This is a genomic window from Streptomyces sp. NPDC059373 (assembly GCF_042751495.1).
Lineage (GTDB): Bacteria > Actinomycetota > Actinomycetes > Streptomycetales > Streptomycetaceae > Actinacidiphila.
In genome coordinates this window covers 40,409-64,946 of sequence record NZ_JBHYXC010000010.1, presented here as the reverse complement: position 1 = coordinate 64,946, position 24,538 = coordinate 40,409, and the positions used below count along the sequence as shown (strand labels likewise).

The 24,538-nt window shown below is 71.2% G+C and carries 18 protein-coding genes; 9 read left to right on the top strand and 9 right to left on the bottom strand.

Annotated features, from left to right (window positions below):
• Window positions 1–40: 40 nt before the first annotated feature.
• The 5 genes from ACFXJ5_RS16770 to ACFXJ5_RS16750 form a co-directional block, all read right to left on the bottom strand.
• Window positions 41–1,036, bottom strand: a complete 996-nt coding sequence (locus ACFXJ5_RS16770; protein ID WP_384631136.1) for a LacI family DNA-binding transcriptional regulator — start codon at window positions 1,034–1,036, stop codon at window positions 41–43.
• Window positions 1,037–1,059: 23 nt separating this feature from the next.
• The gene (locus tag ACFXJ5_RS16765; protein WP_384631135.1) at window positions 1,060–2,679 is read right to left on the bottom strand and encodes a glycoside hydrolase family 13 protein; all 1,620 of its coding nucleotides are present in this window, start codon (window positions 2,677–2,679) and stop codon (window positions 1,060–1,062) included.
• Between the two features lie 139 nt (window positions 2,680–2,818).
• Window positions 2,819–3,745 carry a sugar ABC transporter permease gene (locus ACFXJ5_RS16760; RefSeq protein ID WP_384631134.1) on the bottom strand — a complete coding sequence of 309 codons (927 nt, stop codon included), beginning with the start codon at window positions 3,743–3,745 and terminating at the stop codon, window positions 2,819–2,821.
• Window positions 3,746–3,770: 25 nt separating this feature from the next.
• A complete protein-coding gene (locus ACFXJ5_RS16755) occupies window positions 3,771–4,775 on the bottom strand; it encodes a carbohydrate ABC transporter permease (RefSeq protein WP_384631133.1) in 1,005 nt (334 codons plus the stop codon).
• Between the two features lie 78 nt (window positions 4,776–4,853).
• Window positions 4,854–6,125 (bottom strand): extracellular solute-binding protein, encoded by a 1,272-nt coding sequence (locus tag ACFXJ5_RS16750; RefSeq protein ID WP_384631132.1) that lies wholly within the window; start codon window positions 6,123–6,125, stop codon window positions 4,854–4,856.
• Window positions 6,126–6,441: 316 nt separating this feature from the next.
• Between ACFXJ5_RS16750 and ACFXJ5_RS16745 the strand changes: the two genes are divergently transcribed.
• From ACFXJ5_RS16745 to ACFXJ5_RS16735, 3 genes are read left to right on the top strand one after another with little or no spacing between them, the layout of a single operon-like run.
• A complete protein-coding gene (locus ACFXJ5_RS16745) occupies window positions 6,442–8,112 on the top strand; it encodes a glycoside hydrolase family 13 protein (protein WP_384631131.1) in 1,671 nt (556 codons plus the stop codon).
• Window positions 8,113–8,137: 25 nt separating this feature from the next.
• Window positions 8,138–9,238 (top strand): LacI family DNA-binding transcriptional regulator, encoded by a 1,101-nt coding sequence (locus ACFXJ5_RS16740; protein WP_384631130.1) that lies wholly within the window; start codon window positions 8,138–8,140, stop codon window positions 9,236–9,238.
• 36 nt (window positions 9,239–9,274) lie between these two features.
• Complete coding sequence (locus ACFXJ5_RS16735) at window positions 9,275–10,114, top strand: phosphatase PAP2 family protein (RefSeq protein ID WP_384631129.1); 840 nt, start codon at window positions 9,275–9,277, stop codon at window positions 10,112–10,114.
• 30 nt (window positions 10,115–10,144) lie between these two features.
• Here the strand turns inward: ACFXJ5_RS16735 and ACFXJ5_RS16730 are convergent, their stop codons facing one another.
• A complete protein-coding gene (locus ACFXJ5_RS16730) occupies window positions 10,145–13,120 on the bottom strand; it encodes a bifunctional [glutamine synthetase] adenylyltransferase/[glutamine synthetase]-adenylyl-L-tyrosine phosphorylase (RefSeq protein WP_384631128.1) in 2,976 nt (991 codons plus the stop codon).
• Window positions 13,121–13,362: 242 nt separating this feature from the next.
• Between ACFXJ5_RS16730 and ACFXJ5_RS16725 the strand changes: the two genes are divergently transcribed.
• The 4 genes from ACFXJ5_RS16725 to ACFXJ5_RS16710 are packed head-to-tail and all read left to right on the top strand — an operon-like array spanning window position 13,363 to window position 16,901.
• Window positions 13,363–14,244 carry an alkaline phosphatase family protein gene (locus ACFXJ5_RS16725; protein ID WP_384631127.1) on the top strand — a complete coding sequence of 294 codons (882 nt, stop codon included), beginning with the start codon at window positions 13,363–13,365 and terminating at the stop codon, window positions 14,242–14,244.
• A 1-nt stretch (window position 14,245) separates the two neighbouring features.
• Window positions 14,246–15,514 carry an MFS transporter gene (locus ACFXJ5_RS16720; protein WP_384631126.1) on the top strand — a complete coding sequence of 423 codons (1,269 nt, stop codon included), beginning with the start codon at window positions 14,246–14,248 and terminating at the stop codon, window positions 15,512–15,514.
• The gene (locus tag ACFXJ5_RS16715; RefSeq protein ID WP_384631125.1) at window positions 15,511–16,539 is read left to right on the top strand and encodes a TolB family protein; all 1,029 of its coding nucleotides are present in this window, start codon (window positions 15,511–15,513) and stop codon (window positions 16,537–16,539) included. Before ACFXJ5_RS16720 ends, ACFXJ5_RS16715 begins: the two co-directional genes overlap by 4 nt.
• A 41-nt stretch (window positions 16,540–16,580) precedes the next feature.
• Window positions 16,581–16,901 carry a 4a-hydroxytetrahydrobiopterin dehydratase gene (locus ACFXJ5_RS16710; RefSeq protein WP_384631124.1) on the top strand — a complete coding sequence of 107 codons (321 nt, stop codon included), beginning with the start codon at window positions 16,581–16,583 and terminating at the stop codon, window positions 16,899–16,901.
• Window positions 16,902–16,972: 71 nt separating this feature from the next.
• Here ACFXJ5_RS16710 and glnA read toward each other — a convergent pair whose 3' ends face one another.
• A complete protein-coding gene (gene glnA, locus ACFXJ5_RS16705; RefSeq protein WP_384631123.1) occupies window positions 16,973–18,334 on the bottom strand; it encodes a type I glutamate--ammonia ligase in 1,362 nt (453 codons plus the stop codon).
• 272 nt (window positions 18,335–18,606) lie between these two features.
• On the opposite strand from glnA, the gene ACFXJ5_RS16700 reads away from it, so the two are divergent.
• Together ACFXJ5_RS16700 and ACFXJ5_RS16695 are read left to right on the top strand one after the other, a co-directional pair.
• Window positions 18,607–20,121: a multicopper oxidase family protein gene (locus ACFXJ5_RS16700; protein WP_384631122.1), complete on the top strand. Its 1,515-nt coding sequence runs from the start codon at window positions 18,607–18,609 to the stop codon at window positions 20,119–20,121.
• A 17-nt stretch (window positions 20,122–20,138) separates the two neighbouring features.
• The gene (locus ACFXJ5_RS16695; protein ID WP_384631121.1) at window positions 20,139–21,893 is read left to right on the top strand and encodes an NAD+ synthase; all 1,755 of its coding nucleotides are present in this window, start codon (window positions 20,139–20,141) and stop codon (window positions 21,891–21,893) included.
• A 236-nt stretch (window positions 21,894–22,129) separates the two neighbouring features.
• Here ACFXJ5_RS16695 and ACFXJ5_RS16690 read toward each other — a convergent pair whose 3' ends face one another.
• The gene (locus ACFXJ5_RS16690) at window positions 22,130–23,338 is read right to left on the bottom strand and encodes an MFS transporter (protein ID WP_384631120.1); all 1,209 of its coding nucleotides are present in this window, start codon (window positions 23,336–23,338) and stop codon (window positions 22,130–22,132) included.
• 103 nt (window positions 23,339–23,441) lie between these two features.
• On the bottom strand, window positions 23,442–24,362 hold the full coding sequence (locus ACFXJ5_RS16685) for an endonuclease/exonuclease/phosphatase family protein (protein WP_384631261.1): 921 nt from the start codon (window positions 24,360–24,362) through the stop codon (window positions 23,442–23,444).
• Between the last annotated feature and the right edge of the window lie 176 nt (window positions 24,363–24,538).

Genomic DNA, 24,538 nt, shown 5'->3' with positions numbered 1-24,538 from the left:
CCCTGGGGCAGGCCCCGGGTCCGGCCTCATCAACCGCCGCTCAGCGGCTGCGCATCTGGGCGGTGGAACCGCGTACGACCAGCTCGGTCTGGAAGACGAACTCGGCGCGCTGCACCGGGTTTCCGCCGATCTCCTCCAGGAGCGCGTTGACCGCGGCCGCGCCCATCGCCTCGACCGGCTGCCGGATCGTGGTGAGCGGCGGGTCGGTGAACGCGACCAGCGGCGAATCGTCGTAACCCACCACCGAGACGTCGCCCGGCACCGTCAACCCGCGCTCGCGCGCCGCCCGGACCGCGCCCAGCGCCATCAGGTCGCTGCCGCAGATGATGCCGGTGCAGCCCTTGTCGAGCAGCGCCCCGGCCGCCGCGTGGCCCCCCTCGACCGAGAACAGGGTGTGCTGCACCAGCGCCCCCTCCCCCAGCGCCGCCATGAAGCCCTCCACCTTGCGCCGTACCGGCACGAAACGATTCGGCCCGACGGCGAGACCGATCCGCTCATGGCCGAGGTCGACGAGGTGCTGCACGGCCATCCGGGCCGAGGCACGGTCGTCCGGGGACACGAAGGGGCCGGCGACGGCCGGGTTGTATCCGTTTATCAGGACGTACGGCACGCCCCGGCCGACGAGCTTGGCGTAGCGCTCGGGGTCGGAGTTCAGGTCGGCGTGCAGTCCGGACAGGAAGACGATGCCCATGACTCCGCGCTCGGCCAGCGCCTCCACCAACTCGTCCTCGGTGGCGCCGCCGGGGTGCTGGGTGCAGAGCACGGCCGTGTAGCCGCAGCCGGTCAGATTCTGCTCGATGACCTGCGCGAATGCCGGGAAGATCGGGTTGCTCAGCTCAGGAGTGATCAGCCCGATCTGCCCGGCGCTGCGCTGCCGCAGCCGTAGTGGCCGCTCATAGCCGAGGACGTCGAGCGCCGCCAGCACCTTCTGCCGGGTGGCGGCGGCGACTCCGGGCTTCCCGTTCATGACGCGGCTGGCGGTGGCCTCACTGACCCCTGCCTGTGCCGCGATGTCCGCAAGTCGCGCTGTGTTCACGGCCCGACTTTATGCGAGCGAGGTCAGACAGCCCACCAAACGGTCGTGTCGGCCGGAAGTGCGATAACGCCTTCCGCCCCCACCTCGACCGGCGCGCTGGCCAGCAGCACCCTGCCGGGGGCCTGGATCGTCACCGGCTCGCCCGTGGTGTTCACCGTGCACGCGAAGCCGCCGGGCCGGCGGAAGGCCAGCACCCCTGCCGGTGCCCCGGTCCATTCCACCGCCGTTCCGGCACCGAGCCCGGGCTGCTCGCGGCGTACGGCCAGCGCGCTGCGGTACAGCTCCAGCGTGGAGTCCGGGTCGCCGCTCTGCGCCTCGACGCTGAGCTGCTCCCACTCCGCCGGCTGCGGCAGCCAGCTGCCGCCCGCCCCGAATCCGTACGACGTCCCCTCCGCCGTCCACGGCATCGGCACCCGGCAGCCGTCCCGGAAGCCGTCCTGCCCCGCGGCCCGGAAGAACGCGGGGTCCTGGCGTACCTCGTCCGGCAGCCCGGTGACCTCGGGCAGGCCCAGCTCCTCGCCCTGGTAGATGTACGCCGAACCGGGCAGCGCCAGCATCAGCAGCGAGGCCGCCCTGGCCCGCCGCACCCCGCCGCCGAGGCGGGTGAGGTGCCGTACGACGTCGTGGTTGGACAGCACCCACGTCGTCGGCGCGCCGACCGGGCGCATCGCGTCCAGCGACAGGTCGATGACCTCGCGCAGCGCCACCGCGTCCCAGCCGGTGCTCAGGTACTGGAAGTTGAAGGCCTGGTGCAGCTCGTCCGGCCGCAGGTAGTTCGCCGTGCGGTCGACGGTCGGGGTCCAGGCCTCGGCGACGCCGATGCGCTCGCCGTCGTACTCCTCCAGGATCAGCCGCCAGGAGCGGTAGATCTCGTGCACCCCGTCCTGGTCGAAGAAGGGCAGGACATCGTTGCCAAGCAGCTTCAGCTGCTCATGGTCGCCGATGTCGGGCAGCCCCTCGGCCTTCACCAGACCGTGCGCGACGTCGATCCGGAACCCGTCGACGCCCATGTCGAGCCAGAAGCGCAGGATCGAGCGGAACTCGTCGCGGACGGCGGGGTGCTCCCAGTTGAAGTCCGGCTGCTCGGGCGCGAACAGATGCAGGAACCACTCCCCGTCCTCCGCCCGCGTCCATGCGGGCCCACCGAAGACCGACTCCCAGTCATTCGGGGGGAGTTCGCCGTTCTCGCCCTTCCCCGGCCGGAAGTGGTAGCGCGAGCGCAACGCCGAGCCGGGGCCCTCGCGCAGTGCCCGCTTGAACCATTCATGCTGGTCGGAGGAGTGGTTGGGGACCAGGTCGACAATGATGCGCAGGCCCAGGCGGTGCGCGTCCCGGATCAGCCCGTCCGCGTCGTGCAGCGTCCCGAACATCGGGTCGATGGCCCGGTAGTCGGCCACGTCGTAGCCGCCGTCGGCCTGCGGCGAGGCGTAGAAGGGGCTCAGCCACACGGCGTCGACCCCGAGGTCCTTCAGATACGGGAGACGCTCGCGTATGCCGGGGATGTCGCCCATGCCGTCGCCGTTGCCGTCGGCGAAGCTGCGCGGATACACCTGGTAGATGACAGCGCTTCGCCACCAACCGGTGTCGGTGGCCTCGGCCTCGGCTTCGGTCAGGGCCTGGTCGAGGTCCAGGTGCTGGGTCATGACGTCCTTGGTTCGCGGGTTCGTGGGGGGTGCGGTTTCGTGAGCGGCCTGCGGGCCGTGGCCGGGTTGTGCCAGCCCGGGGGCACATTCAGCCCGTCCGGCGTTTGAGGACCGGGGTCCGGGGGCGGAGCCCCCGGCGTCAGGACTTGGCGGCGCCGGCGGTGAGGCCGGTGACCAAGTGCTTCTGCACGACGTAGAAAACGAGGCTCACCGGGATCGCGATGAGCACAGCCGTAGCGGCCATGTAGTTCCACTGTGAGTCGTGCTCGCTGATGAAGCTGCTCAGGCCCACCGCGAGCGTGTACTTCTGGTCGTCGAGCATGAACGTGTTGGCGAAGGCGACCTCGCCCCACGCCGTGAGGCAGGTGTAGAAGGCCGCCACGGCCAGGCCCGGGCGGGCCAGCGGGAGGATGAGGCGCCAGAAGGTGCCGAAGGGGCTGAGGCCGTCGACGCGGCCGGCTTCGTCGATCTCGAAGGGGATGGTGTCGAAGTAGCCCTTGAGCAGCCAGGCGCAGTACGGCACGGCGGTGGTGCAGTAGACCAGGACGAGGCCGCTGTAGGTGTCGATCAGGCCGAGGTCGCCGAGGATCGTGTACATCGGGACGATCAGCACGGCGATCGGGAACATCTGGGTGACCAGCAGCACCCACATGAACTTCCGGTAGCCGGGGAAGCGCATCCGGGACACCGCGTAGCCCGTGGTCGCGGCGATACCAACGCCGATCACGCTGGTGGCGAAGGCGATGAGGCAGGTGTTGCCGAACCAGGTGAAGAAGCTGGTGTGCTGCAGGACGAAGGAGTAGTTGTCGAAGCCCCACTTGCCGAGGATCCGGCCGGGGTGCAGGTAGTCGTCCTTGTCCGGGCCGAGCGACAGGAAGATCAGCCAGGCGATCGGGAAGACCGCGACGAGGCTGGCGGTGATCAGCGCGCCGTGCGTCAGGATCGTGGCCGTACGGCTGCGCTCTCCGCGGCGCCGCACCCGGGCCGGTCGGCCGGATCGCCCGGAACCGGCGGCGGGGGCGGGCTCGGCGGCGCCAGGGGCGGTGATCTCGGTGGTGGTGCTCATGGTGGAGGTCCCTTCCTTGTCGGCGTCAGCCGGCGAGCTGCTCATTGCGGGCCAGCCAGCGTCGGTAGAAGGAGGTGAAGACGATCAGGATGGACAGCAGCAGCACGCCGTACGCGGCGGACTGGGCGTAGTCGCGGGGCTGCTGGCCGAAGCCGAGGTAGTAGGCCCAGGTCACCAGGATCTGGACGTCGGGCGCGTTGCTGCCGAACAGCAGGTAGATGATGGCGAACTGGTTGAAGGTCCAGATGACGCCCAGCAGGACCACCGTGCTGCTGACCGAGCGCAGCCCCGGCAGGGTGACGTTGCGGAAGCGCTGCCAGGCGTTGGCGCCGTCCATCTCGGCGGCTTCGTACAGCTCGGAGGGGATGGACTGCAGACCGCCGAGCAGCGAGACGATCATGAAGGGGACGCCGACCCAGGTGTTGACCATGATGGCGGCGGTCCGCTGGAAGCTGGTGTCCTCCAGCCATTGTGGCTGGGGCAGATGGAGGCCGCCGAGGATCGAGTTGATCACCCCGGAGTCGCTGAGCATGATCCGCCAGGAGAAGACGGTGACGAAGGTCGGCACCGCCCAGGGGAGGATCAGCATCATCCGGTAGAAGGTGCGGCCGCGCAGCTTCTGGTTGAGCAGCAGGGCCAGTGACAGGCCGAAGGTGTAGTGCAGGACCACGCAGGCGAAGGTCCAGAAGATGGTCCAGATGAAGTGCGACCAGAAGCGGTCCCAGGAGGTGGGGCCCCACAGGATGTCGGCGTAGTTGCCGAAGCCGATGAAGTGGTAGGTGGCGTCGATGTGGTTGACGCCGATGGTGCGCGACGAGTTGAGGCTGTTGGCGTCGGTGAGTGTCAGGTAGATGCCCTGGATGAGCGGGTACCCGACCAGCACGCCGAGCACGACGATCACCGGGGCGATCATCACGTACGCGTACCAGTGCTTCTGGTAGGAGCGCCTGAGGCGCTCGAACGGGCCGTTACGCGGCCCCTGGGCACCGCGGCTCTTTGCGGCCGCGCCGCCCTCGACGGCGACTGTCATCGTGGGACACCTTCTCGGTTTCGACAACGGGCCGGCCGCCGGTCCGCCCGGTGGGGGCGGGGCCGGCGGCCGCTCACATCACTTGCTGTAGTCGGGGAGGAGCTTGGCCATGGCCGTGTCGGCGTTGCTGAGGCCGCTGTCCAGGCTCTCCTTGCCGCCGGCGACCTTGGTCAGCTCGGTGCCGAGGGGGCCCCACAGCGAGCTGTACTCGGGCAGCGCGGGGCGCGGCTGGGCGGAGGACAGCACCGACTGGAAGCCGGCGACACCCGGGTCGGCGGTGACCGCGGCGGTGTAGGCGTCCGAGCGGGTCGGCAGGGTGGCGTTCTTCAGCGCGATCTGCGTCTGGGTCTTCGCGGAGGTCATCCACTTGACGAACGTGATGGAGGCCTGCTGGTGGGCACTGTCCGAGCCCGCGTAGACCGCGAGGTTGTGACCGCCGGTGGGGGCGCCGGCCGAGCCGGAGGAGCCGGCCGGGAGGACGGCGATGCCGAGGTTGCTCTTGTCCGAGAAGGCCGAGCCCTTGTAGAAGTTCGTGATCTCCCACGGGCCCTGGATGATCGAGGCGACCTTGCCGTTGACGAAGGCGTCCTCGATGTGGGCGTAGGCGTCGGCGGTGATGTCGGCCTTGTGCAGGCCGGTGCCGGAGAACATGCTCTGCCAGGTCGCGAGACCCTTCTTGGCGGCGGCACCGTCGATGGTGATCTTCTTGCTGGCGGTGTCCACCATGTCGACGCCCTCGCCGTACAGGAACGGCTGCGCGTAGTAGGCGGCGGTGTTCAGCCAGAAGCCGTCGACCTTCGCCTTCTGCTTGACGAGCTTGGCGTCGGCCTTCAGCTCGTCCCAGGTCTTGGGGGCGGCGGTGATGCCGGCCTGCTTGAAGACGGCCTTGTTGTAGACCAGGGCGAGGGTGTCGGTGACCAGCGGCACACCGTACGTCTTGCCGTCGTACTGGGCCTGCGTGACGAGGCTGGCCTGGAACTTGCTCTTGTCGGCGAGCGCGGCGGTGCCGTCCAGGGCCAGGAAGTAGCCCTTCTTGGCGAAGGCGGGGGTCCAGCCCACCTCGGAGCGCAGCACGTCGGGGGCGCCCTTGCTGCCGGCGGCGGTGTCGAACTTGTTCTGCGCCGAGTCGAAGGGGACGTTGACGTACTTGACCTTGATGGAGGGGTTCGCCTTGTTGAACTCGTTGACCAAGGCCTTGTACGTCGGGGCCTCGTTGGTGGAGTTCGACGTATCCCACCAGGTGATGGTGACGGGGCCGCTCGCCTTGTCACCGCTGCCACTGCCGCCGCACGCCGTCGCCGCGAGGGCGACGGACGCCACCAGCGCTGTGGCCGCTATGCCACGCCGCATGAGGTTCTCCTTGAGGTGAAAGCCCGTGATGGTCAGGGATGCGATGACGCTTCCCCCCTGCCGACTGCGCCTTTGCGGCCGTCGGGCTGTCGGTGAAAGTAACAGGGATGCAAGGCCGATGAAAGACCTTGCTGCAAAGACTTGCAAGATCTTCTGATCGTTACATCCGCGTGTCCTCACGGTTGCCGTCGGAAGACTTGACGTGGCACGCTCCCCCTGCTGCAAGCTATTGCGTATCCTTCCGCAAATTCCTGAAACGCATTGCTTCACTCGCTCACGGACTGCTTCCGCCAGGCCCGACTCACGAGGGACCCCTATGACCCAGGAGCTCGCCCCCGACGTCCACGACCGCCCGGCCGGCCGACCCGGCGAGGGTACCGGCGGCGCCGGGTGGTGGCGGAGCGCTGTCATCTACCAGGTGTACGTGCGCTCCTTCGCCGATGGCAATGGCGACGGCATCGGCGATCTGCCGGGTGCCCGGGCCCGGTTGCCCTACCTGAAGGGCCTCGGCGTCGACGCCGTCTGGCTGACCCCGTTCTACGCCTCCCCCCAGGCCGACGGCGGCTACGACGTGGCCGACTACCGCGCCGTCGACCCGATGTTCGGCACCCTGACGGACGCCGACGACCTGGTGCGCGACGCCCACGCGCTGGGCCTGCGGGTGATCGTGGACCTGGTCCCCAACCACTGCTCCGACCAGCACGAATGGTTCAAGCAGGCACTCCGCGAGGGCCCCGGCTCGCCGCTGCGCGAGCGCTTCCACTTCCGCCCCGGCAAGGGCGCGCACGGCGAACTCCCACCCAACGACTGGAACTCGCTCTTCGGCGGCCCCGCCTGGACCCGCGTGACCGGCCCGGACGGCGAGCAGGAGGAGTGGTACCTGCACCTCTTCGCCCCCGAGCAGCCCGACTTCAACTGGGAGCACCCCGCCGTCCGCGACGAGTTCCGCTCCATCCTGCGCTTCTGGCTCGACCTCGGCATCGACGGCTTCCGCATCGACGTCGCCCACGGCCTGGTCAAGGCCGCCGGCCTGCCCGACATCGGCCGCAACGAGGAGATGGGCCTGCTCAACACCCAGGAGCTGCCGTTCTTCGACCAGGACGGCGTCCACGAGATCTACCGCGACTGGCGGCGGATCCTCGACGAGTACCCCGGCGTGGGGGTCCCCCCGGCCGGAGGCTGGGGGAGGATCGCCGTCGCCGAGGCCTGGACCCCCACCCTGGAGCGCAGCGCCCGCTACCTGCGCCCCGACGAGCTGCACCAGGCCTTCAACTTCGAGTACGTCATGGCCGGCTGGGACGCCGCCGGGCTGCGCGCGGTCATCGACGAGACCCTCAGGGCCATGGCCCCGGTCGGCGCCCCCGCCACCTGGGTGCTGTCCAACCACGACGTCGTACGCCACCCGACCCGCTACGGCGGCGGCGAACGCGGCCTGCGCCGGGCCCGGGCGGCGGCCCTGCTGATGCTGGCGCTGCCCGGCTCCACGTACCTCTACCAGGGCGAGGAACTCGGACTGCCCGAGGTCACCGACCTGCCGGACGAGGTGCGCCAGGACCCGTCCTTCTTCCGCGACAACGGCCAGGAGGGCCTGCGCGACGGCTGCCGGGTGCCGCTGCCGTGGTCCGGGGACCGGCCTCCGTACGGCTTCGGCCCGGGCGACAGCTGGCTGCCGCAGCCGCCGGAGTGGAAGGACCTCTCGGTCGAGGCGGAGACCGGCGACCCGGCGTCCACGCTGGAGCTGTACCGGGCCGCGCTGCGGCTGCGCCGGGAGCTGCCGGGCCTCGGCGACGGCTCGCTGAGCTGGCTGGACAGCCCGGAGGGTGTGCTGTCCTTCGCCCGGCCGGGCTTCGTCTGCACGGTCAACCTGCTCGGCCACGCGGTCGAACTGCCCGTCCCGGGGCGTCCGGTGCTCGCCTCGGAGCCGGTGACCGTTGAGGGCGAAATGGCCCGGGTTCCGGCGGATTCCTGTGTTTGGTGGGCGGTCTGAGATGCGACCGGTAAGGTCCAGTCCTGTGACCGCCAGGCTTGCCGACATCGCAGCACAGGCGGGGGTCAGCGAGGCGACGGTCAGCCGTGTGCTCAACGGCAAGCCCGGAGTGTCCGCCGCCACCCGCCAGTCCGTGCTGACCGCGCTCGACCTGCTCGGCTACGAGCGGCCGGTCCGGCTGCGGCAGCGCAGCGAAGGTCTGGTCGGCCTGATCACGCCCGAGCTGGAGAACCCGATCTTCCCCGCGTTCGCGCAGGTCATCGGCCAGGCACTGACCCGGCAGGGCTACACGCCGGTGCTCGCCACCCAGACCCCGGGCGGCTCGACCGAGGACGAGCTCGTCGAGATGCTCGTCGAGCGCGGGGTCGCCGGCATCATCTTCGTCTCCGGTCTGCACGCCGACTCCACCGCCGACATGGAGCGCTACGAGCGACTGCACGGCCAGGGCGTGCCCTTCGCCCTCATCAACGGCTTCACCGACAAGGTCAAGGCCCCCTTCATCTCCCCCGACGACCGGGGCGCGATGCGGCTCGCCGTCACCCATCTGGCGGCGCTCGGCCACGAGCGGATCGGGCTCGCGGTCGGCCCGAAGCGCTACGTCCCGGTGCTGCGTAAGATCCAGGGCTTCGTACGTTCCATGGAGGACGTCCTCGGTCTGCCGCCCGCAGAGGCCGAACAGCTCATCCAGCACTCGCTCTTCACCCTCGAAGGCGGCCAGGCCGCCGCCTCGGCCCTGCTGGACGCGGGCTGCACGGCGATAGTCACCGCCTCCGACATGATGGCTCTCGGCGCGATCCGGGCGGCCCGGCAGCACGGCCTCACCGTACCGGGTGATGTTTCGGTCGTCGGCTTCGACGACTCACCGCTCATCGCCTTCACCGATCCGCCGCTGACCACCATCCGCCAGCCGGTCACCGCGATGGGCCAGGCGGCCGTCCGGGCCCTGCTGGAGGAGATCGGCGGCACCCCGGCCCCGCACAGCGAGTTCGTCTTCCTGCCCGAGCTGGTGGTCCGCGGCTCCACCGCTTCCGGGCCCGGCGGACAGTCCGCGCAGGCCATGGCGCTGCCCGTCCAGCAGGTATCGGCCAGACGTACAAGGGATGCACGCAATCCCACCGGGGGTTGATCTGGGCCCGCCGGGTGCATGGCAGACTATCGCCCCATGGGGGAAACGACGACGAAGATCGTAAGAGACCGGACGCCAGTGCGCCGGTCCGAGTACGAGGGCCGTACGGAGGGCACCCGCACGCTCATGCAATGGTTCAGGGCACCCCGGCGACCCCGTCTGTGGTTCGAGATCCTGCTGATCGCGGTCAGCTACTGGCTCTACTCGCTGGTGCGCAACGCCGTGCCCGAGCAGAAGGACGCGGCGCTGCGCCACGCCGACCAGGTCTGGAACTTCGAGCGCTCGCTCAACCTCGCGGTCGAGCACGGCGTCAACCACGCCGCGAACTCGGTGCCCTGGCTGATTGTCGGGATGAACTACTACTACGCGACCCTGCACTTCATCGTCACCCTGAGCGTCCTGGTCTGGCTCTTCCGCAAGCACCCCGGGCGTTACGCCTCCACCCGGCTCGTCCTCTTCGTCACCACCGGCATCGCCCTGGTCGGCTACTACTGCTTCCCGCTCGCCCCGCCCCGCCTCATGGACGGCGGCTTCATCGACACGGTCAAGGTCCACCACACGTGGGGCTCCATGGCCTCCGGCGACCTGGCGCATGTCTCCAACCAGTACGCGGCCATGCCGTCCATGCACATCGGCTGGTCCCTGTGGTGCGGCATCACCATCGCGATGCTCGCCCGGCCCCTCTGGGCCAAGGTGCTCGGCCTGCTCTACCCGGTCGTCACCCTGCTCGTCATCATCTCCACCGCCAACCACTTCTGGCTGGACGCCTTCGGCGGCGGCCTCTGCCTGAGTGTCGGCTTCGCCGTCTCCTGGGCGGTGTACGGCGGCTTCGCCTACCGCCTCCCGAGCCGCGTGCCGGTGCCCGCCGGGGGCTGAAGGCCTTCCGTCAGGCCGCTTTACGCCCCTTCACGCCCCGTAGAAGCGCGTGTCCACGACGCCCCGGGCGCGCCGGGTGACCCGGCGGTAGTCGTCGAGCATCTCGCCGACGTGCCCGGGCTCGTAGCCCAGATAGCGCCCGACCGCCGCGAGCTCACGCCCGCCGGAGGGGAAGGTGTCGCCGGGCCGGCCCCGGACCAGCATCACGGCGTTGCGGACCCGGGTGGCCAGCACCCAGGCGGTGTCGAGGACGTCGGCGTCCTCCGCGTCCAGCAGCCCGGCCGCCCGCGCGGCGGCGAGCGCGGCCCGGGTACGGGTCGTGCGCAGGCCCGGCTCGCGGTCGGCGTGCTGCAACTGCAGCAGCTGCACCGTCCACTCGACATCACTGAGGCCGCCCCGCCCGAGCTTGGCGTGGGTCGTCGGGTCAGCGCCGCGCGGCAGGCGTTCCGCCTCCATGCGGGCCTTGAGGCGGCGGATGTCGCGCACCTCCTCCTCGGTGAGGCCGCCGCTCGGATACCGCAGCGGCTGGATCAGCTTCAGGAAGCGCGCCGCCAGCTCCTCGTCCCCGGCGATCGGCTCGGCGCGGAGCAGCGCGTGCCGTTCCCAGACCAGTGACCACCGCCGGTAGTACGCCTCGTACGAGGCCAGCGTCCGGACCAGCGGCCCGCTCTTGCCCTCGGGCCGCAGGTCGGCGTCCACCAGCAGCGGCGGGTCGGCGGTCGGGATCTGCAGCAGCCGCCGCAGCTCGTTGACGACCTTCAGGGCGGCCCGCGAGGCCTTCTCCTCGTCCACCCCCTCGTACGGGTGGTGCACGAAGAGCACGTCCGCGTCGGAGCCGTAGCCCAGCTCGTGCCCGCCGAAGCGGCCCATCCCGATGACGGCGATCCGGGTGGGCAGCGACTCGCCGCTCTCCGCCTCGACCGCGTTGACGGCGGCCTGCAGGGCGCCGGTGATGGCGGCGGCGTTGATGTCGGTCAGGGCGGCGCCGATCGCGTCGGCGTCGGCGTAGTCGCGGTGCACGCCGATCAGGTCGGCGGCCGCGGTACGGAACAGCTCCCGCCGCCGCACCCCTCGTACCGCCGCGACCGCCTGCTCGGGGGTGATGGCCCGGTGGACGGCGGCCAGCACCTCCTGGTCGAGGGCAGCGCGGCCACGCGGGCGCAGGCCCTCGTCGTCGGCGAGCAGGGCGACCGCCTCGGGGGCACGCATCAGCAGGTCGGGGGCGAGCCGGCCGGAGGAGAGGACCCGGGCGAGGTTCTCCGCCGCCGCGCCCTCGTCCCGGAGCAGCCGCAGGTACCAGGGCGTACGCCCCAGCGCGTCCGACACCCTGCGGAAGCCGAGCAGCCCGGCGTCCGGGTCGGCGGAGTCGGCGAACCAGCCCAACAGGACCGGCAGCAGGGTGCGCTGGATGGCCGCCTTGCGGCTCACGCCGGAGGCCAGTGCCTCCAGGTGCCGCAGGGCGGCGGCCGGGTCGGCGTACCCCAGGGCCTCCAGCCGCTGCTTGGCCGCGGCCGCCGAGAGCCCCGCCTCGCCGGGCGCGAGCTGGGCGACGGCGTCCAGCAGCGGCCGGTAGAAGAGCTTCTCGTGCAGCCGCCGCACCTCGACCGCGTGCCGCCGCCACTCCCTCCGCAGCTCGGTGACCGGGTCGCCGCGGAAGCCCAGCGAGCGGCCGAGCCGCCGCAGATCGGCGGGGTCGTCGGGCACCAGGTGCGTACGGCGCAGCTTGTGCAGCTGGATGTGGTGCTCCATGGACCGCAGGAAGCGGTACGCCGCGTCCAGCGCCGCCGCGTCCGCCCGGCCGACGTAGCCGCCCTCGGCGAGCCGGCCCAGCGCGGTCAGCGTGGTGCCGCTGCGCAGCGAGGTGTCGGTCCTGCCGTGCACCAACTGCAGCAGCTGCACGGCGAATTCGACGTCACGCAGGCCGCCCGGGCCGAGCTTCAGCTCGCGCTCGACACGCGCGGCCGGGATGTTGTCCACCACCCGGCGACGCATCTGCTGGACGTCCTGTACGAAGTGCTCACGCTCGGCGGCCTGCCAGACCATCGGCGCCAGCGCCTCCACGTACTCCTTGCCGAGCGCCCGGTCGCCGGCCACCGGCCGGGCCTTGAGGAGGGCCTGGAACTCCCAGGTCTTCGCCCACCGCCGGTAGTAGGCGAGGTGGCTGCTGAGCGTCCGTACCAGCGGGCCGTTCTTGCCCTCGGGCCGCAGATTGGCGTCGACCTGCCAGATGCTGCCCTCGGCGGTGGTGTCCGAGCAGATCCGCATCATCCGCGAGGCGAGCCGGGTGGCGGCCTGCAGGGCGGCGTTCTCCGAGACGTCGCTGCCGGGTTCCGCGGGTTCGGCGACGAAGATGACGTCGACGTCCGAGATGTAGTTGAGCTCGTGGCCGCCGCACTTGCCCATGCCGATCACGGCCAGCCGGCACACCGCCGCGTCGTGCGGAGCCTCCGACGCCGCTATGGCCAGCGCCGTCCGCAGGGTCGCCGTGGCCAGGTCGGCCAGTTCCGCCGCCGTCCACACCAGGTCGCTGGTCCCGCACACATCCCGTGCCGCGATGCCCAGCATGCAGCGGCGGTACGCGGCCCGCAGCGCGTCCGGATCCGCCGCGTCCCCGAGCACCCGTTCGAAGTCCTCGACTCCGGGATGCAGGTCCGCCGACTCGTACGTCACCAGGGCGTGCCAGTCGCGGGGGTGCCGCGCCAGATGGTCCGCGAGGGCCGCCGAGGCGCCCAGCACCCCGAGCAGCCGGTCGCGCAGCGGCTTGGCGGAGGTGAGGGTGTCCAGGAAGGTCCGCCGCTCCCCCGGGTCCAGGGCCTCCACCAGCCGTACGAGGCCGAGCAGCGCCTCGTCGGGGTCGGCGGTCGCGCCCAGGGCGTCCAGGAGCACCGAATCGCTGCGTACGGACGTCAGCTCCGGGGTGTTCAGCAGCCGTTCCGCTGTCGCCGCGTCCGTGAAGCCGTGTCGCAGCAGCCGTCCGAACCTGCTGTCCCGTCGCCCTTCCGGCACGCCGACCCCACCGCCTCTCCGCCTCCGAGCTGGGCCGATCGTCCCTGAACCGCCCGTGCAGAGCCTAACCTCTGCCACCCGGCCGGGGTCAGCCCACAGCACGCGGCCTGTGGCACACGGTTCCCCGTACGCACCTGAGCGTTCCCCAGAGCTTTACCTGTGTGAGCTTCCGGCGCTCACAGCCTGCTCCTAGCCTTGACCCTGCGCGTTTCCGTTCCCCCCACACTCAACGGAGGTCAGCCGTGACCGGCCGACAACGCACCTTCACCGCTCTCAGCACCGCCCTCCTCCTGGTCGGCCTGGCGATCGGCCTCTGGGCCGGTCTCAGCGGCCCCCGGATGGCGCCCTCGGCGAGCAGCGTGCCCACCCCCGACCACACGGTCGTGGTGGTCTTCGAGAACCATGCGTACAGCCAGGTCATCGGCAGCTCCAGCGCCCCCTACATCAACTCCCTGAAGACCGGCGGCGCCAACCTCACCGCCTCCTACGCCGAGACCCACCCCAGCCAGCCCAACTACTTCGCGCTGTTCTCCGGCGCGACCCAGGGCATCACCGACGACAGCTGCTACACGCCCGGCTTCAGCTCCGCCGCCAACCTCGGCTCCGAACTGATAGCCGCCGGCCAGACCTGGGGCAGCTACAACGAGTCGCTGCCCAGCGCCGGTTCGACCACCTGCAGCAGCGGCAACTACGCGCAGAAGCACGACCCCTGGTTCGGCTTCAGCAATGTGCCGACCTCCAGCGCCCACACCTTCGCGCAGTTCCCCACGGACTACACGACGCTGCCCAAGGTCTCCTTCGTCGTGCCGAACCTCTGCAGCGACATGCACGACTGCTCGGTCGCCACCGGTGACACCTGGCTGCAGAACAACCTGAGCGCGTACGCGACCTGGGCCAAGGCCCACAACAGCCTGCTCGTCGTGACCTTCGACGAGGACAACCGGCTGTCCGGCAACAAGATCCCGACCGTCTTCTACGGGCAGTCGGTCACGGCGGGCTCGTCGTCCTCGACGACGTACAACCACTACAACCTGCTGCGGACGCTGGAGGACATGGCCGGCCTCTCCGCGCACGCCGGCAACTCGGCTTCCGCCTCCGACATCACCGGCATCTGGGCTTCCTGAGGTGTATGTCGCGGACAGCCGCGGCACCCCAGAGGCCGAGGCCCGGAGCGCCAACCGCTCCGGGCCTCGGTCCCGTGCCGCTGCCATAGCCCCGACCGTCCTCGCGCTGGGCACGGTCAGTCTCATCACCGACGTCTCCTCGGAGATGGTCACCGCCGTCCTGCCGCTCTACCTCGTCACCGGCCTCGGCCTGACCCCGCTCGGCTTCGGCCTCCTCGACGGCGTCTACAACGGTTTCAGCGCGCTCGTCCGGCTGGTCGGCGGCCACCTCGCCGACCGGGGCGGCGGCCGTCACAAGACCGTGGCCGCCGTCGGGTACGGCCTCTCGGCCCTGTGCAAGCCCGCACTTCTGGCGGTCCACAGCCTTCCGCTGATCGGCGCCGTCCTCGCCGCCGACCGGACCGGCAAGGGCCTGCGCACCGCCCCGCGCGACGCCCTGATCTCGCTGTCGACGGCTCCCGAGGCCCGGGGCCGCGCCTTCGGCGTCCACCGCGCCATGGACACCACCGGCGCGCTGCTCGGTCCCCTCGCCGCCTTCCTCATCCTGCGGCAGGCGGCGGACGGCTACGACGCCGTGTTCACCGTGAGTTTCTGCGTCGCGGCGGTCGGGGTTCTGGTGCTGCTGCTGTTCGTGCCGGGCCGGGCCCGCACGCCCTCTGCCCCTTCCGTGGAGGGGGACGCGGCTGCCGCCCCGGTGCCGTCGCTGCGAGCCGCCCTCGCGCTGCTGCGCCGCCGGGACGTGCGGCGGCTGACCACGTGCGCGCTGCTGCTGGGGCTGGCCACGGTGAGCGACGCCTTCGTCTATCTGCTGCTCCAGCACCGGCTGGGCGTCCCGGACCGCTGGTTCGCGCTGCTCCCGCTCGGCACGGCGGCCACCTTCCTGGTCCTCGCGGTGCCGCTGGGCCGGCTGGCCGACCGGCTCGGGCGGTGGCGGGTGTTCCTGGGCGGGCACCTCGCGCTGCTCGCCGCGTACGGGCTGCTGCTCGCGCACGGGCCCGTGTACTCCGTCCTCGTCCTGCACGGTGCCTTCTACGCGGCCACCGACGGCGTCCTCATGGCCGCCGCCTCCGGGGCGGTGCCTGCCGAGCTGCGGGCGAGCGGGCTGGCCATCGTCCAGACCGGCCAGGCGGCGGCCCGCTTCGCCGCGTCGATCGCCTTCGGCGCCGCCTGGACGGCCTGGGGCGACCGTACGGCGCTGATCACGGCCGCCGTGGCACTGGCGGTCTGCGCGGCCACCGCCGCAGGGCTGCGACCGGAGGCCACCGCATGACGACCCGTAACCGCGTGCTCATCCTGCTCACCGCGCTCGCCCTACTGGCCGCCGTCGCCACCGCCTCCGTGCTGCACGCCGCCGACCGGGCCGCCCGCAAGGACCGCCCGCAGGCCGGCGGTCCGGACGTCGCAGCCGGAACGGTGGCCCTGACGCCCGGCTCCGGTGAACGGAAGCTCGTCTTCCGCAACATGGCCTGGGGCCCCCACCGCGACGAACTGGCGACCGTCCCCGCCACCACCCCCGACGGCAGGCGCACCGCCTCCGGCGTGAAGTGCCTGCGCTTCTACGCCGCCGGCGGCACCGGCATCTGCCTCCAGGCGGTCCGCGGCGCCGTCCAGGACACCTACCGGGCCGTGGTGCTCGACGCGCGCCTGCGCGAGCTGCGCCACTACGCCCTCGCCGGCATCCCGACCCGGGCCCGGGTCTCCCCGGACGGCCGCATGGTGGCCTGGACCGTCTTCGTCAGCGGCGATTCGTACGCGGGCACGAACTTCTCCACCCGCACGTCCGTCCTCGACACCCGCACCTGGCGCCTCCAGCCCAACCTCGAAAGCTTCCGCATCCTCAAGCAGGGCCGCACCTACCACGCCTCCGACACCAACTTCTGGGGCGTCACCTTCGCCGACGACACCCACTTCTACGCGACCCTCGCCACCGGCGGCAGCACCTACCTCGTACGCGGCGACACCGCCACCCACACGGTGCGCACCCTCCGTACGAACGTCGAATGCCCGTCCCTCTCCCCCGGCGGCGACCGCCTCGTCTTCAAAAAGCGCGTCCCGGGCCGCTCCCCCGACGCGCCCTGGCGGCTCTACGTACTCGACCTGCGCACGATGCGCGAGACCCCGCTCGCCGAGACCCGCAGCGTCGACGACCAGGTCGTCTGGCAGCCCGACGGCCGCACCGTCGTCTACGCCCTCGCCGGCGACTACGGCGCCGACCTGTGGACCGTGCCCGCCGACGGCACGGGCACCGCCCGGCGGCTCATGACCGCCGCTCTGGCGCCCGCATACGTAGGCTGAAAGGGACAGCGGAAACGGAAGCGAAGGCAGGTGTGTGCGACATGCCCGAACTGGACCCCCTGGACCTGCTCGACGAATCCGAGATCGAAGAAGCCCTGGAGGACCTACCGGAGTGGCGCCAGGAGGGAGTCACCCTGCGCCGTGACGTCAAGGCCCGGGACTTCCCCTCGGCCATTCGCATCCTCAACGACGTCGCGATCGAGGCCGAGAAGCTCAACCACCACCCGGACGTCGACGTGCGCTACAACAAGCTGCACTTCACGCTGACCACGCACTCCGCGGGCGGCATCACCGCCCTCGACACGGAGCTGGCCCGCCGGCTGGACACCGTCATCGGCTCCCACACCCGCGCCCACGCCTGACCGCTGAACACGCGATCGCCGGACAGGCGCGCCCAACGCGCCCGTCCGGCGATCACCGGGTCCTGACGTCCCTACAGCACCGGGAGGTTCTTCCGGAGCTCGAAGGCGGTGACCTCGGAGCGGTACTCCTCCCACTCCTGCTTCTTGTTGCGGAGGAAGAAGTCGAAGACGTGCTCGCCGAGCGTCTCCGCGACGAGTTCGCTGCGCTCCATGAGGGTGATCGCCTCGCCGAGGTTCTGCGGCAGCGGCTCGATGCCGAGGGCGCGGCGCTCGGCGTCGGTGAGCGCCCAGACGTCGTCGTCGGCGCCCGGGGGGAGCTCGTAGCCTTCTTCGATGCCCTTGAGGCCGGCGGCGACCAGGACGGCGTAGGCGAGGTAGGGGTTGGCTCCGGTGTCGATGGAGCGGACCTCGACGCGGGTGGAACCGGTCTTGCCGGGCTTGTACATGGGGACGCGGACGAGGGCGGAGCGGTTGTTGTGGCCCCAGCAGATGTACGAGGGGGCTTCGCCGCCGGCGCCGGCGGTGCGCTGGGAGCCGCCCCAGATGCGCTTGTAGGAGTTGACCCACTGGTTGGTGACGGCGGAGATCTCGCCGGCGTGCCTCAGCAGGCCCGCGATGAAGGAGCGGCCGACCTTGCTGAGCTGGAACTCCGAGCCGGACTCGTAGAAGGCGTTGCGGTCGCCCTCGAAGAGCGAGAGGTGCGTGTGCATGCCGGAGCCGGGGTGCTCGCTGAACGGCTTGGGCATGAAGGTGGCCTCGACGCCCTGCTCCAGCGCGACCTGCTTCATGACCAGGCGGAAGGTCATGATGTTGTCGGCGGTGGACAGCGCGTCCGCGTACCGCAGGTCGATCTCCTGCTGGCCGGGGGCGCCCTCGTGGTGGGAGAACTCCACCGAGATGCCCATCGACTCCAGCATGGTGATCGCCTGGCGCCGGAAGTCCTGGCCGATGTTGTGCGGGGTGTGGTCGAAGTAGCCGGAGGTGTCGGCGGGCGTGGGGCGCGTGCCGTCCGTCGGCTTGTCCTTGAGCAGGAAGAACTCGATCTCGGGGTGGGTGTAGAAGGTGAAGCCGAGGTCGGAGGTCTTGGCCAGCGCGCGCTTGAGCACGTAGCGCGGGTCCGCGAAGGACGGCGAGCCGTCCGGCATGAGGATGTCGCAGAACATCCGCGCGGTGCCGGGGGCCTCGGCGCGCCAGGGCAGGATCTGGAAGGTGCTCGGATCCGGCTTCGCGATCATGTCCGACTCGTAGACGCGCGCGAAGCCCTCGATCGCCGACCCGTCGAAGCCGATCCCCTCGTCGAACGCCTGCTCCAGCTCCGCGGGCGCCACCGCCACCGACTTCAGATAGCCGAGCACGTCGGTGAACCACAGCCGCACGAAGCGGATGTCCCGCTCCTCCAGCGTACGAAGAACGAACTCCTGCTGCTTGTCCATAGCTACATCCTTGCAGGTCATACGGCCTGTGCACCACAGCCAGGGCATTCGGCGGCATTCCGGGGGGCATGCCAGTATCGCCCCCTGTGGTTTCCTCCACATTACGCACCCACTCCGCCGGACGGGTGACCAGGTGGCCGTAAGGATCGCGAACGGCTTCTCCGACAGGGCGGCCCTGGTCCGACCACCGGATGTGGGCCGTTCCGGTGAATCGGGCCCGGTCCGGCGCAACCTGCACTGCGCTCGCCGGGCTGTGGCTGTGAGCTGTCCCCATGGCCATGCACACCCGGCGAGCCGCGCTCGCCCTCACCGGGGCGGCCGCACTGGCCGCCTGTACACGCACCGCCCAGGACCGCAGCGACAACGCGGCGCCGGACCCCGGGGGCTCCCCCGGCGGCTTCGTCAGCCCGAACGGGCCCGAGGTCGCGGCCGTCGAACGCCTGCGAACGACGAACGGCACCGTCCGGGAGGTGCGGCTGACGGCGGTGGAGGGACCGGTGGAGCTCGGCGGCGGCCGGACCGTGCGGACGTGGACGTACGGGGGCGACCTGCCCGGCACCGAGATCCGGCTGACCGCCGGCGACACGCTCGCGGCGTCCGTGGTCAACCACCTGCCCGACACGACCTCCGCCCACTGGCACGGGATGTCCATCCGCAACGACATGGACGGCGTGCCGGACCTGACCCAGGCGCCGATCGCGCCGGGCGGCGAGTTCGCGTACCGCTTCGTGGTGGACCGGCCGGGGACGTACTGGTTCCATCCGCACACCGGGGTGCAGGTGGACCGGGGGCTGTACGCGCCGCTCATCGTGGAGGACCCGAGGGAGCCGCTGTCGTACGACAGGGAGTGGACGGTCGTGCTCGACGACTGGCTCGACGGGGTGGACGGCAGCACCCCGGACGCGGTCATGGCCGAGATGATGGGCGGCCCGGCCACCCATCCCAGCAGGATGCTGGGCCCGAGCGCGCGCAGCTTCCTGCTCGGCCGGGGCGAGGTCGGCCATGTGGACTACCCGATGTACCTGGTCAACGGCCGCACGGCGGACGACCCTTCGGTCTTCGCGGCGAAGCCCGGCGACCGGATCCGGATCCGCTTCATCAACGCCGGCAGCGACACGGCCTTCCGGGTCGCGCTCGGCGGCCACCGCATGACGGTGACGCACACCGACGGCGAACCCGTGCAGCCGGCCGACACCGACGCACTGCTGATCGGCATGGGCGAGCGTTACGACGTCCTGGTCACCGCCGGCGACGGCGTCTTCCCCCTGGCCTCCCTGGCCGAGGGCAAGGGCCCGACCGCGCTGGCCGTGCTGCGCACCTCGCCGACCGGGGCCGTACCGGCGGCCGGCACCCGCCCGGCGGAGCTGGACGGGGCGCTGGTCACCGCGGATCTGATGCGGGCGGCCGACGGCGCGCGGCAGACGGACCGCCGGCCGGACCGTACGATCCGGCTGACGCTGACCGGCGGCATGCGGCGGCACGACTGGGCCTTCAACCGGCAGCCGTACAACCACCACCACAGCACCCCGCACGCGGTGCGGGAGGGCGAGCGGGTACGGCTCGCGTTCGCCAACCACACCGGGATGTGGCATCCGATGCATCTGCACGGGCACACGTTCTCGCAGCCCGGCGGAGGAGCCCGGAAGGACACCGCGATCATCCTGCCCGGGCGGAAGCTGACGGTGGACCTGGACGCCGACAATCCCGGGCTGTGGATGCTGCACTGCCACAACATCTACCACCAGGAGGCGGGCATGATGACCGTGCTGGGCTATGCGTCGGACTGACGATTACACTGGGCGTCGTGCCTCAACTTCGCCTCGCCCTGAATCAGATCGATTCCACCGTCGGCGACATCGCCGGGAACGCCGAGTCGATCGTGCGCTGGACCCGGCACGCCGCCGAGCAGGGGGCCCACCTGGTGGCCTTCCCCGAGATGGTGCTGACCGGCTATCCCGTCGAGGACCTCGCCCTGCGGTCCTCCTTCGTCGAGGCCAGCAGGGCCGCCCTGGACGCGCTCGCCGCCCGTCTGGCGGCCGAGGGCTTCGGCGAGCTGCCGGTGGTCGTCGGCTACCTCGACCGCAGCGACAAGGCCCAGCCCCGCTACGGCCAGCCGGCCGGTTCCCCGCGCAACGCGGGGGCCGTGCTGCACGGCGGCCGCGTGGTGCTGCGCTTCGCCAAGCACCACCTGCCGAACTACGGCGTCTTCGACGAGTTCCGCTACTTCGTGCCCGGCGACACCCTCCCGGTGGTGCGGGTCCGGGGTGTCGATGTCGCCCTGGCGATCTGCGAGGACCTCTGGCAGGACGGCGGGCGCGTGCCGGCCACCCGTACCGCCGGGGCCGGGCTGCTGCTGTCCATCAACGCGTCCCCGTACGAGGTCGCCAAGGACGACACCCGCCTCGAGCTGGTGCGCAAGCGCGCCCAGGAGGCCGGCTGCAGCCTCGCGTACCTCGCCATGACGGGCGGTCAGGACGAGCTGGTCTTCGACGGTGACTCCATCGTCGTCTCCGAGGACGGCGAAGTCATCGCCCGCGCCCCGCAGTTCGAGGAGGGCTGCGTCCTCGTCGACCTCGACCTGCCGGCGGCCGCCCCCGAGCCGCCGAGCGGTGTCGCCGAGGACGGCCTGGAGATCGAGCACGTCGTCCTGACCGCCGAGCCCCTTCCGCCGTACGAGGTGGAGGTGCGCGGCGGTCACGCGCCCCGCCTCGCCGACGACGAGGAGGTCTACACCGCACTGGTGGTGGGCCTGCGGGCCTACGTCGCCAAGAACGGCTTCCGCTCGGTGCTCATCGGGCTCTCGGGAGGAATCGATTCCGCGCTGGTCGCCGCCATCGCGTGCGACGCGGTCGGCGCGGCGAACGTCTACGGCGTCTCGATGCCCTCGCGTTACTCCTCCGAGCACTCCAGGGGCGACGCGGCCGAGCTGGCCCGGCGCACCGGGCTCAACCTCCGGACCGTACCGATCGGGCCCATGTTCGACGCGTACATGGGCGCGCTCCAGCTGACCGGGCTGGCCGAGGAGAACCTGCAGTCCCGGCTGCGCGGCACGACCCTGATGGCCATCTCCAACCAGGAGGGCCACATCGTGCTCGCCCCCGGCAACAAGAGCGAGCTGGCGGTGGGCTACTCGACGCTCTACGGCGACTCGGTGGGCGCGTACGGGCCGATCAAGGACGTCTACAAGACCCTGATCTTCCGGCTGGCGCGCTGGCGCAACGCCGCCGCGGAAGAGCGCGGCCAGACCCCGCCCATCCCCGAGAACTCCATCGCCAAGCCGCCCAGCGCCGAGCTCCGCCCCGGCCAGGTCGACACCGACTCCCTGCCCGACTACGACATCCTCGACCGCGTCCTCGCGCTCTACGTCGACCAGGACCAGGGCCGCGACGCCATCGTCGCCGCCGGCTTCGACGCCGAACTTGTCGCCCGCACCCTGCGCATGGTGGACACCGCCGAGTACAAGCGGCGCCAATACCCTCCGGGCACCAAGATCTCCGCCAAGGGCTTCGGCAAGGACCGCCGCCTCCCCATCACCAACCGCTGGCGCGAGCACGCGTAGCGCTGCGCTCCGCCTCGCCGGGGGTACGGTGCCGCGCCCCCCGGCGCACCGGGTTGTGGGAGAACGTTCCGCAAGGCGGAACGGGCTGGCACAACCCGGCCACCCGGCGCACGCCGCCCAACCGCCCCGGCCACCCACCGTCGTGGTGCGCGCCGTCGCCGGGCTGCGGGCGGTTGGGCCAGCCCGCTCCGCCTCAGGCGGGCGGCCTACCCCCAACCCGTTGGGAGTAGCGCGCGCTAGACCCGCTCGGCCTGCGCCGCAGGCGCGCCGGCACCGCCCGCAACGACGCGGGACGCCTCCGGCGTGCGCCGCTCCAGGAGGCCCGCCGTGGTGGCGATGGCGAGGCCGCTGAGGGCGAGGGCGGAGCCGAGGACGGCGGGGGCGGTGTAGCCGAAGCCGTGGGCGATGACGAGGCCGCCGAGCCAGGCACCGCCGGCGTTGGCGAGGTTGAAGGCGGCCTGGTTGGCGGAGGAGGCGAGGCTGGGCGCGTGGCGGGCCTTCTCCATGACCATGACCATCATCGGGGAGCCGGCCGCGAACGCGGCGATGCCGAGCAGGACGACCGTGAGGGCCGCGCTCCACTTCGCGTGTGCGGTGACCGTGAAGAGCGCCAGGACGACCGCCATCGCGCCGAGGCCACCGATGAGCGAGGGGCGCAGGGCCCGGTCGGCGAGGCGGCCGCCCAGCAGGTTGCCGATGGTGGCGCCGACGCCGAACAGCGCGAGCACCAGCGTGACGCTGCTGTCGCCGAAGCCGGCGACGTCCGTGAGCAGCGGCGTGATGTAGCTGTAGACCGCGAAGACCGCGGCGAAGCCGAAGACCGTCGTGCCCAGGGCCAGCCAGACCTGCGCGCTGCGGAAGGCGGCGAGCTCGCCCCGGAGCCCGGCGCCGGGCGCGGCCGGGAGCTGGGGCACGAGCAGGGCGATGCTGGCGATGGCGGCGAGCCCGATGACCCCGACCGCGAGGAAGGTGGCGCGCCAGCCGAGGTGCTGGCCCATGAGGGTGGCGACGGGGACACCGACGATGTTGGCGACGGTGAGCCCGGCGATCATCAGGGAGACCGCGCGGGCCCGGCGGGCGGGCTCGACCATGCCGGCGGCGACGACCGCGCCGACGCCGAAGAAGGCGCCGTGTGGCAGCCCGGACAGTACGCGCCCGGCGAAGAGCCAGCCGAAGCCGGGCGCGAGGGCGGACAGGGCGTTGCCGACGGTGAAGAGCCCCATGAGGGAGATCAGCACGGTCTTGCGCGGCATGCGGGTCGTGAGCGCGGCCAGCAGCGGGGCGCCGATGACGACGCCGAGGGCGTAGGCGGACACGAGGTAGCCGGCGGTGGGGATCGAGGTGTGGAGATCGTCGGCGACGTTGGGCAGCAGGCCCATCATCACGAACTCCGTTGTGCCGATGCCGAATGCCGAGATGGCCAGGGCCAGCAGGGCCAGGGGCATGAGAGACCTTCCAGCGGTGCGGAGGAGCGAGAGTATGTTCAGTCTTGGAACAAAGTCTCTCAGACAAATCTTCCCGCACGGAAAACGCCAGGTTGCGACCGTGCTAACCGATCTGCACCCGGGCCGCCACCGGCCGGTGATCGCTGCCCGTCGCCGGAAGCACCCACGACTTGGTCGGCTGGATGCCCTTGACCATGATCTGGTCGATCCGGGCCATCGGGAAGTCCGCCGGCCAGCTGAAGCCGAAGCCGTCGCCCGCGACGCCCTGCGTGGAGCGCATCTGCGAGGTGATGGAGGCCAGCGCCCGGTCGTTCATGGTGCCGTTGAGGTCGCCGAGCAGGATGACGTCGTGCAGCTTCTCCTGCGCGATGGCCTCACCGAGCGCGTCGGCGCTGCGGTCCCGCCCGTTCGCGGTGAAGCCGAGGCTGAAGTTGACCCGTACGGAGGGCAGATGGGCGACGTAGACCGCGACACTCCCGTGCGGCGTGGCGACGGCGGCGCGCATGGCGCGGGTCCAGCCGAGCCGGATGTCCACGGCCCTGACGCCGCTGATGGGGTACTTGCTCCACAGCCCGACCGTGCCCTTGACGGCGTGGTAGGGGTACGCGCTCTTCAGCTGCGCGACGTACGTGGAGACCTGAGTGTCCGGCAGCTCCTCCAGCGCGACGACGTCCGCGCCGCCCGAGATGACGTCCTTGGCGGTCCCCGCCGGGTCAGGATTCTCCGCGTTGACGTTGTGCGTCAGGACGGTCAGATTGCCGCCGGCCGCCGACTTGTCGCTGACCAGGCCGCCGAAGAGGTTGACCCACACGGCGAGCGGCAGCAGTACGGCGATGAGCGCGGTCGCCGAGCGGCGCAGCAGGCCGATGACCAGCAACACCGGGATCGCCAGGCCCAGCCAGGGCAGGAAGGTCTCGAGAAGGCTGCCCAGATTGCCGATGCGGTTGGGCACATCGGAGTGGAGGAGCAGCAGCAGCGCCAGCACCACGGCGCAGGCGGCGGTGACGACGCCGCGCCGCCACATGCCCTCTCTGCGCCAGCCGAACCGCCCACCGGGTCCGCCGCGCCGGGACGCGTCCGCCGTGCCGCGCGCCCCGGGGCCGCCGTCGGTGGAAACGTCCGAATCGTACGCCTGGGTCATGGGGGGAGTCCTCACTGTCTTGCCAAGTGCAGTGTCGACCATAGGGGATCGACACTTGG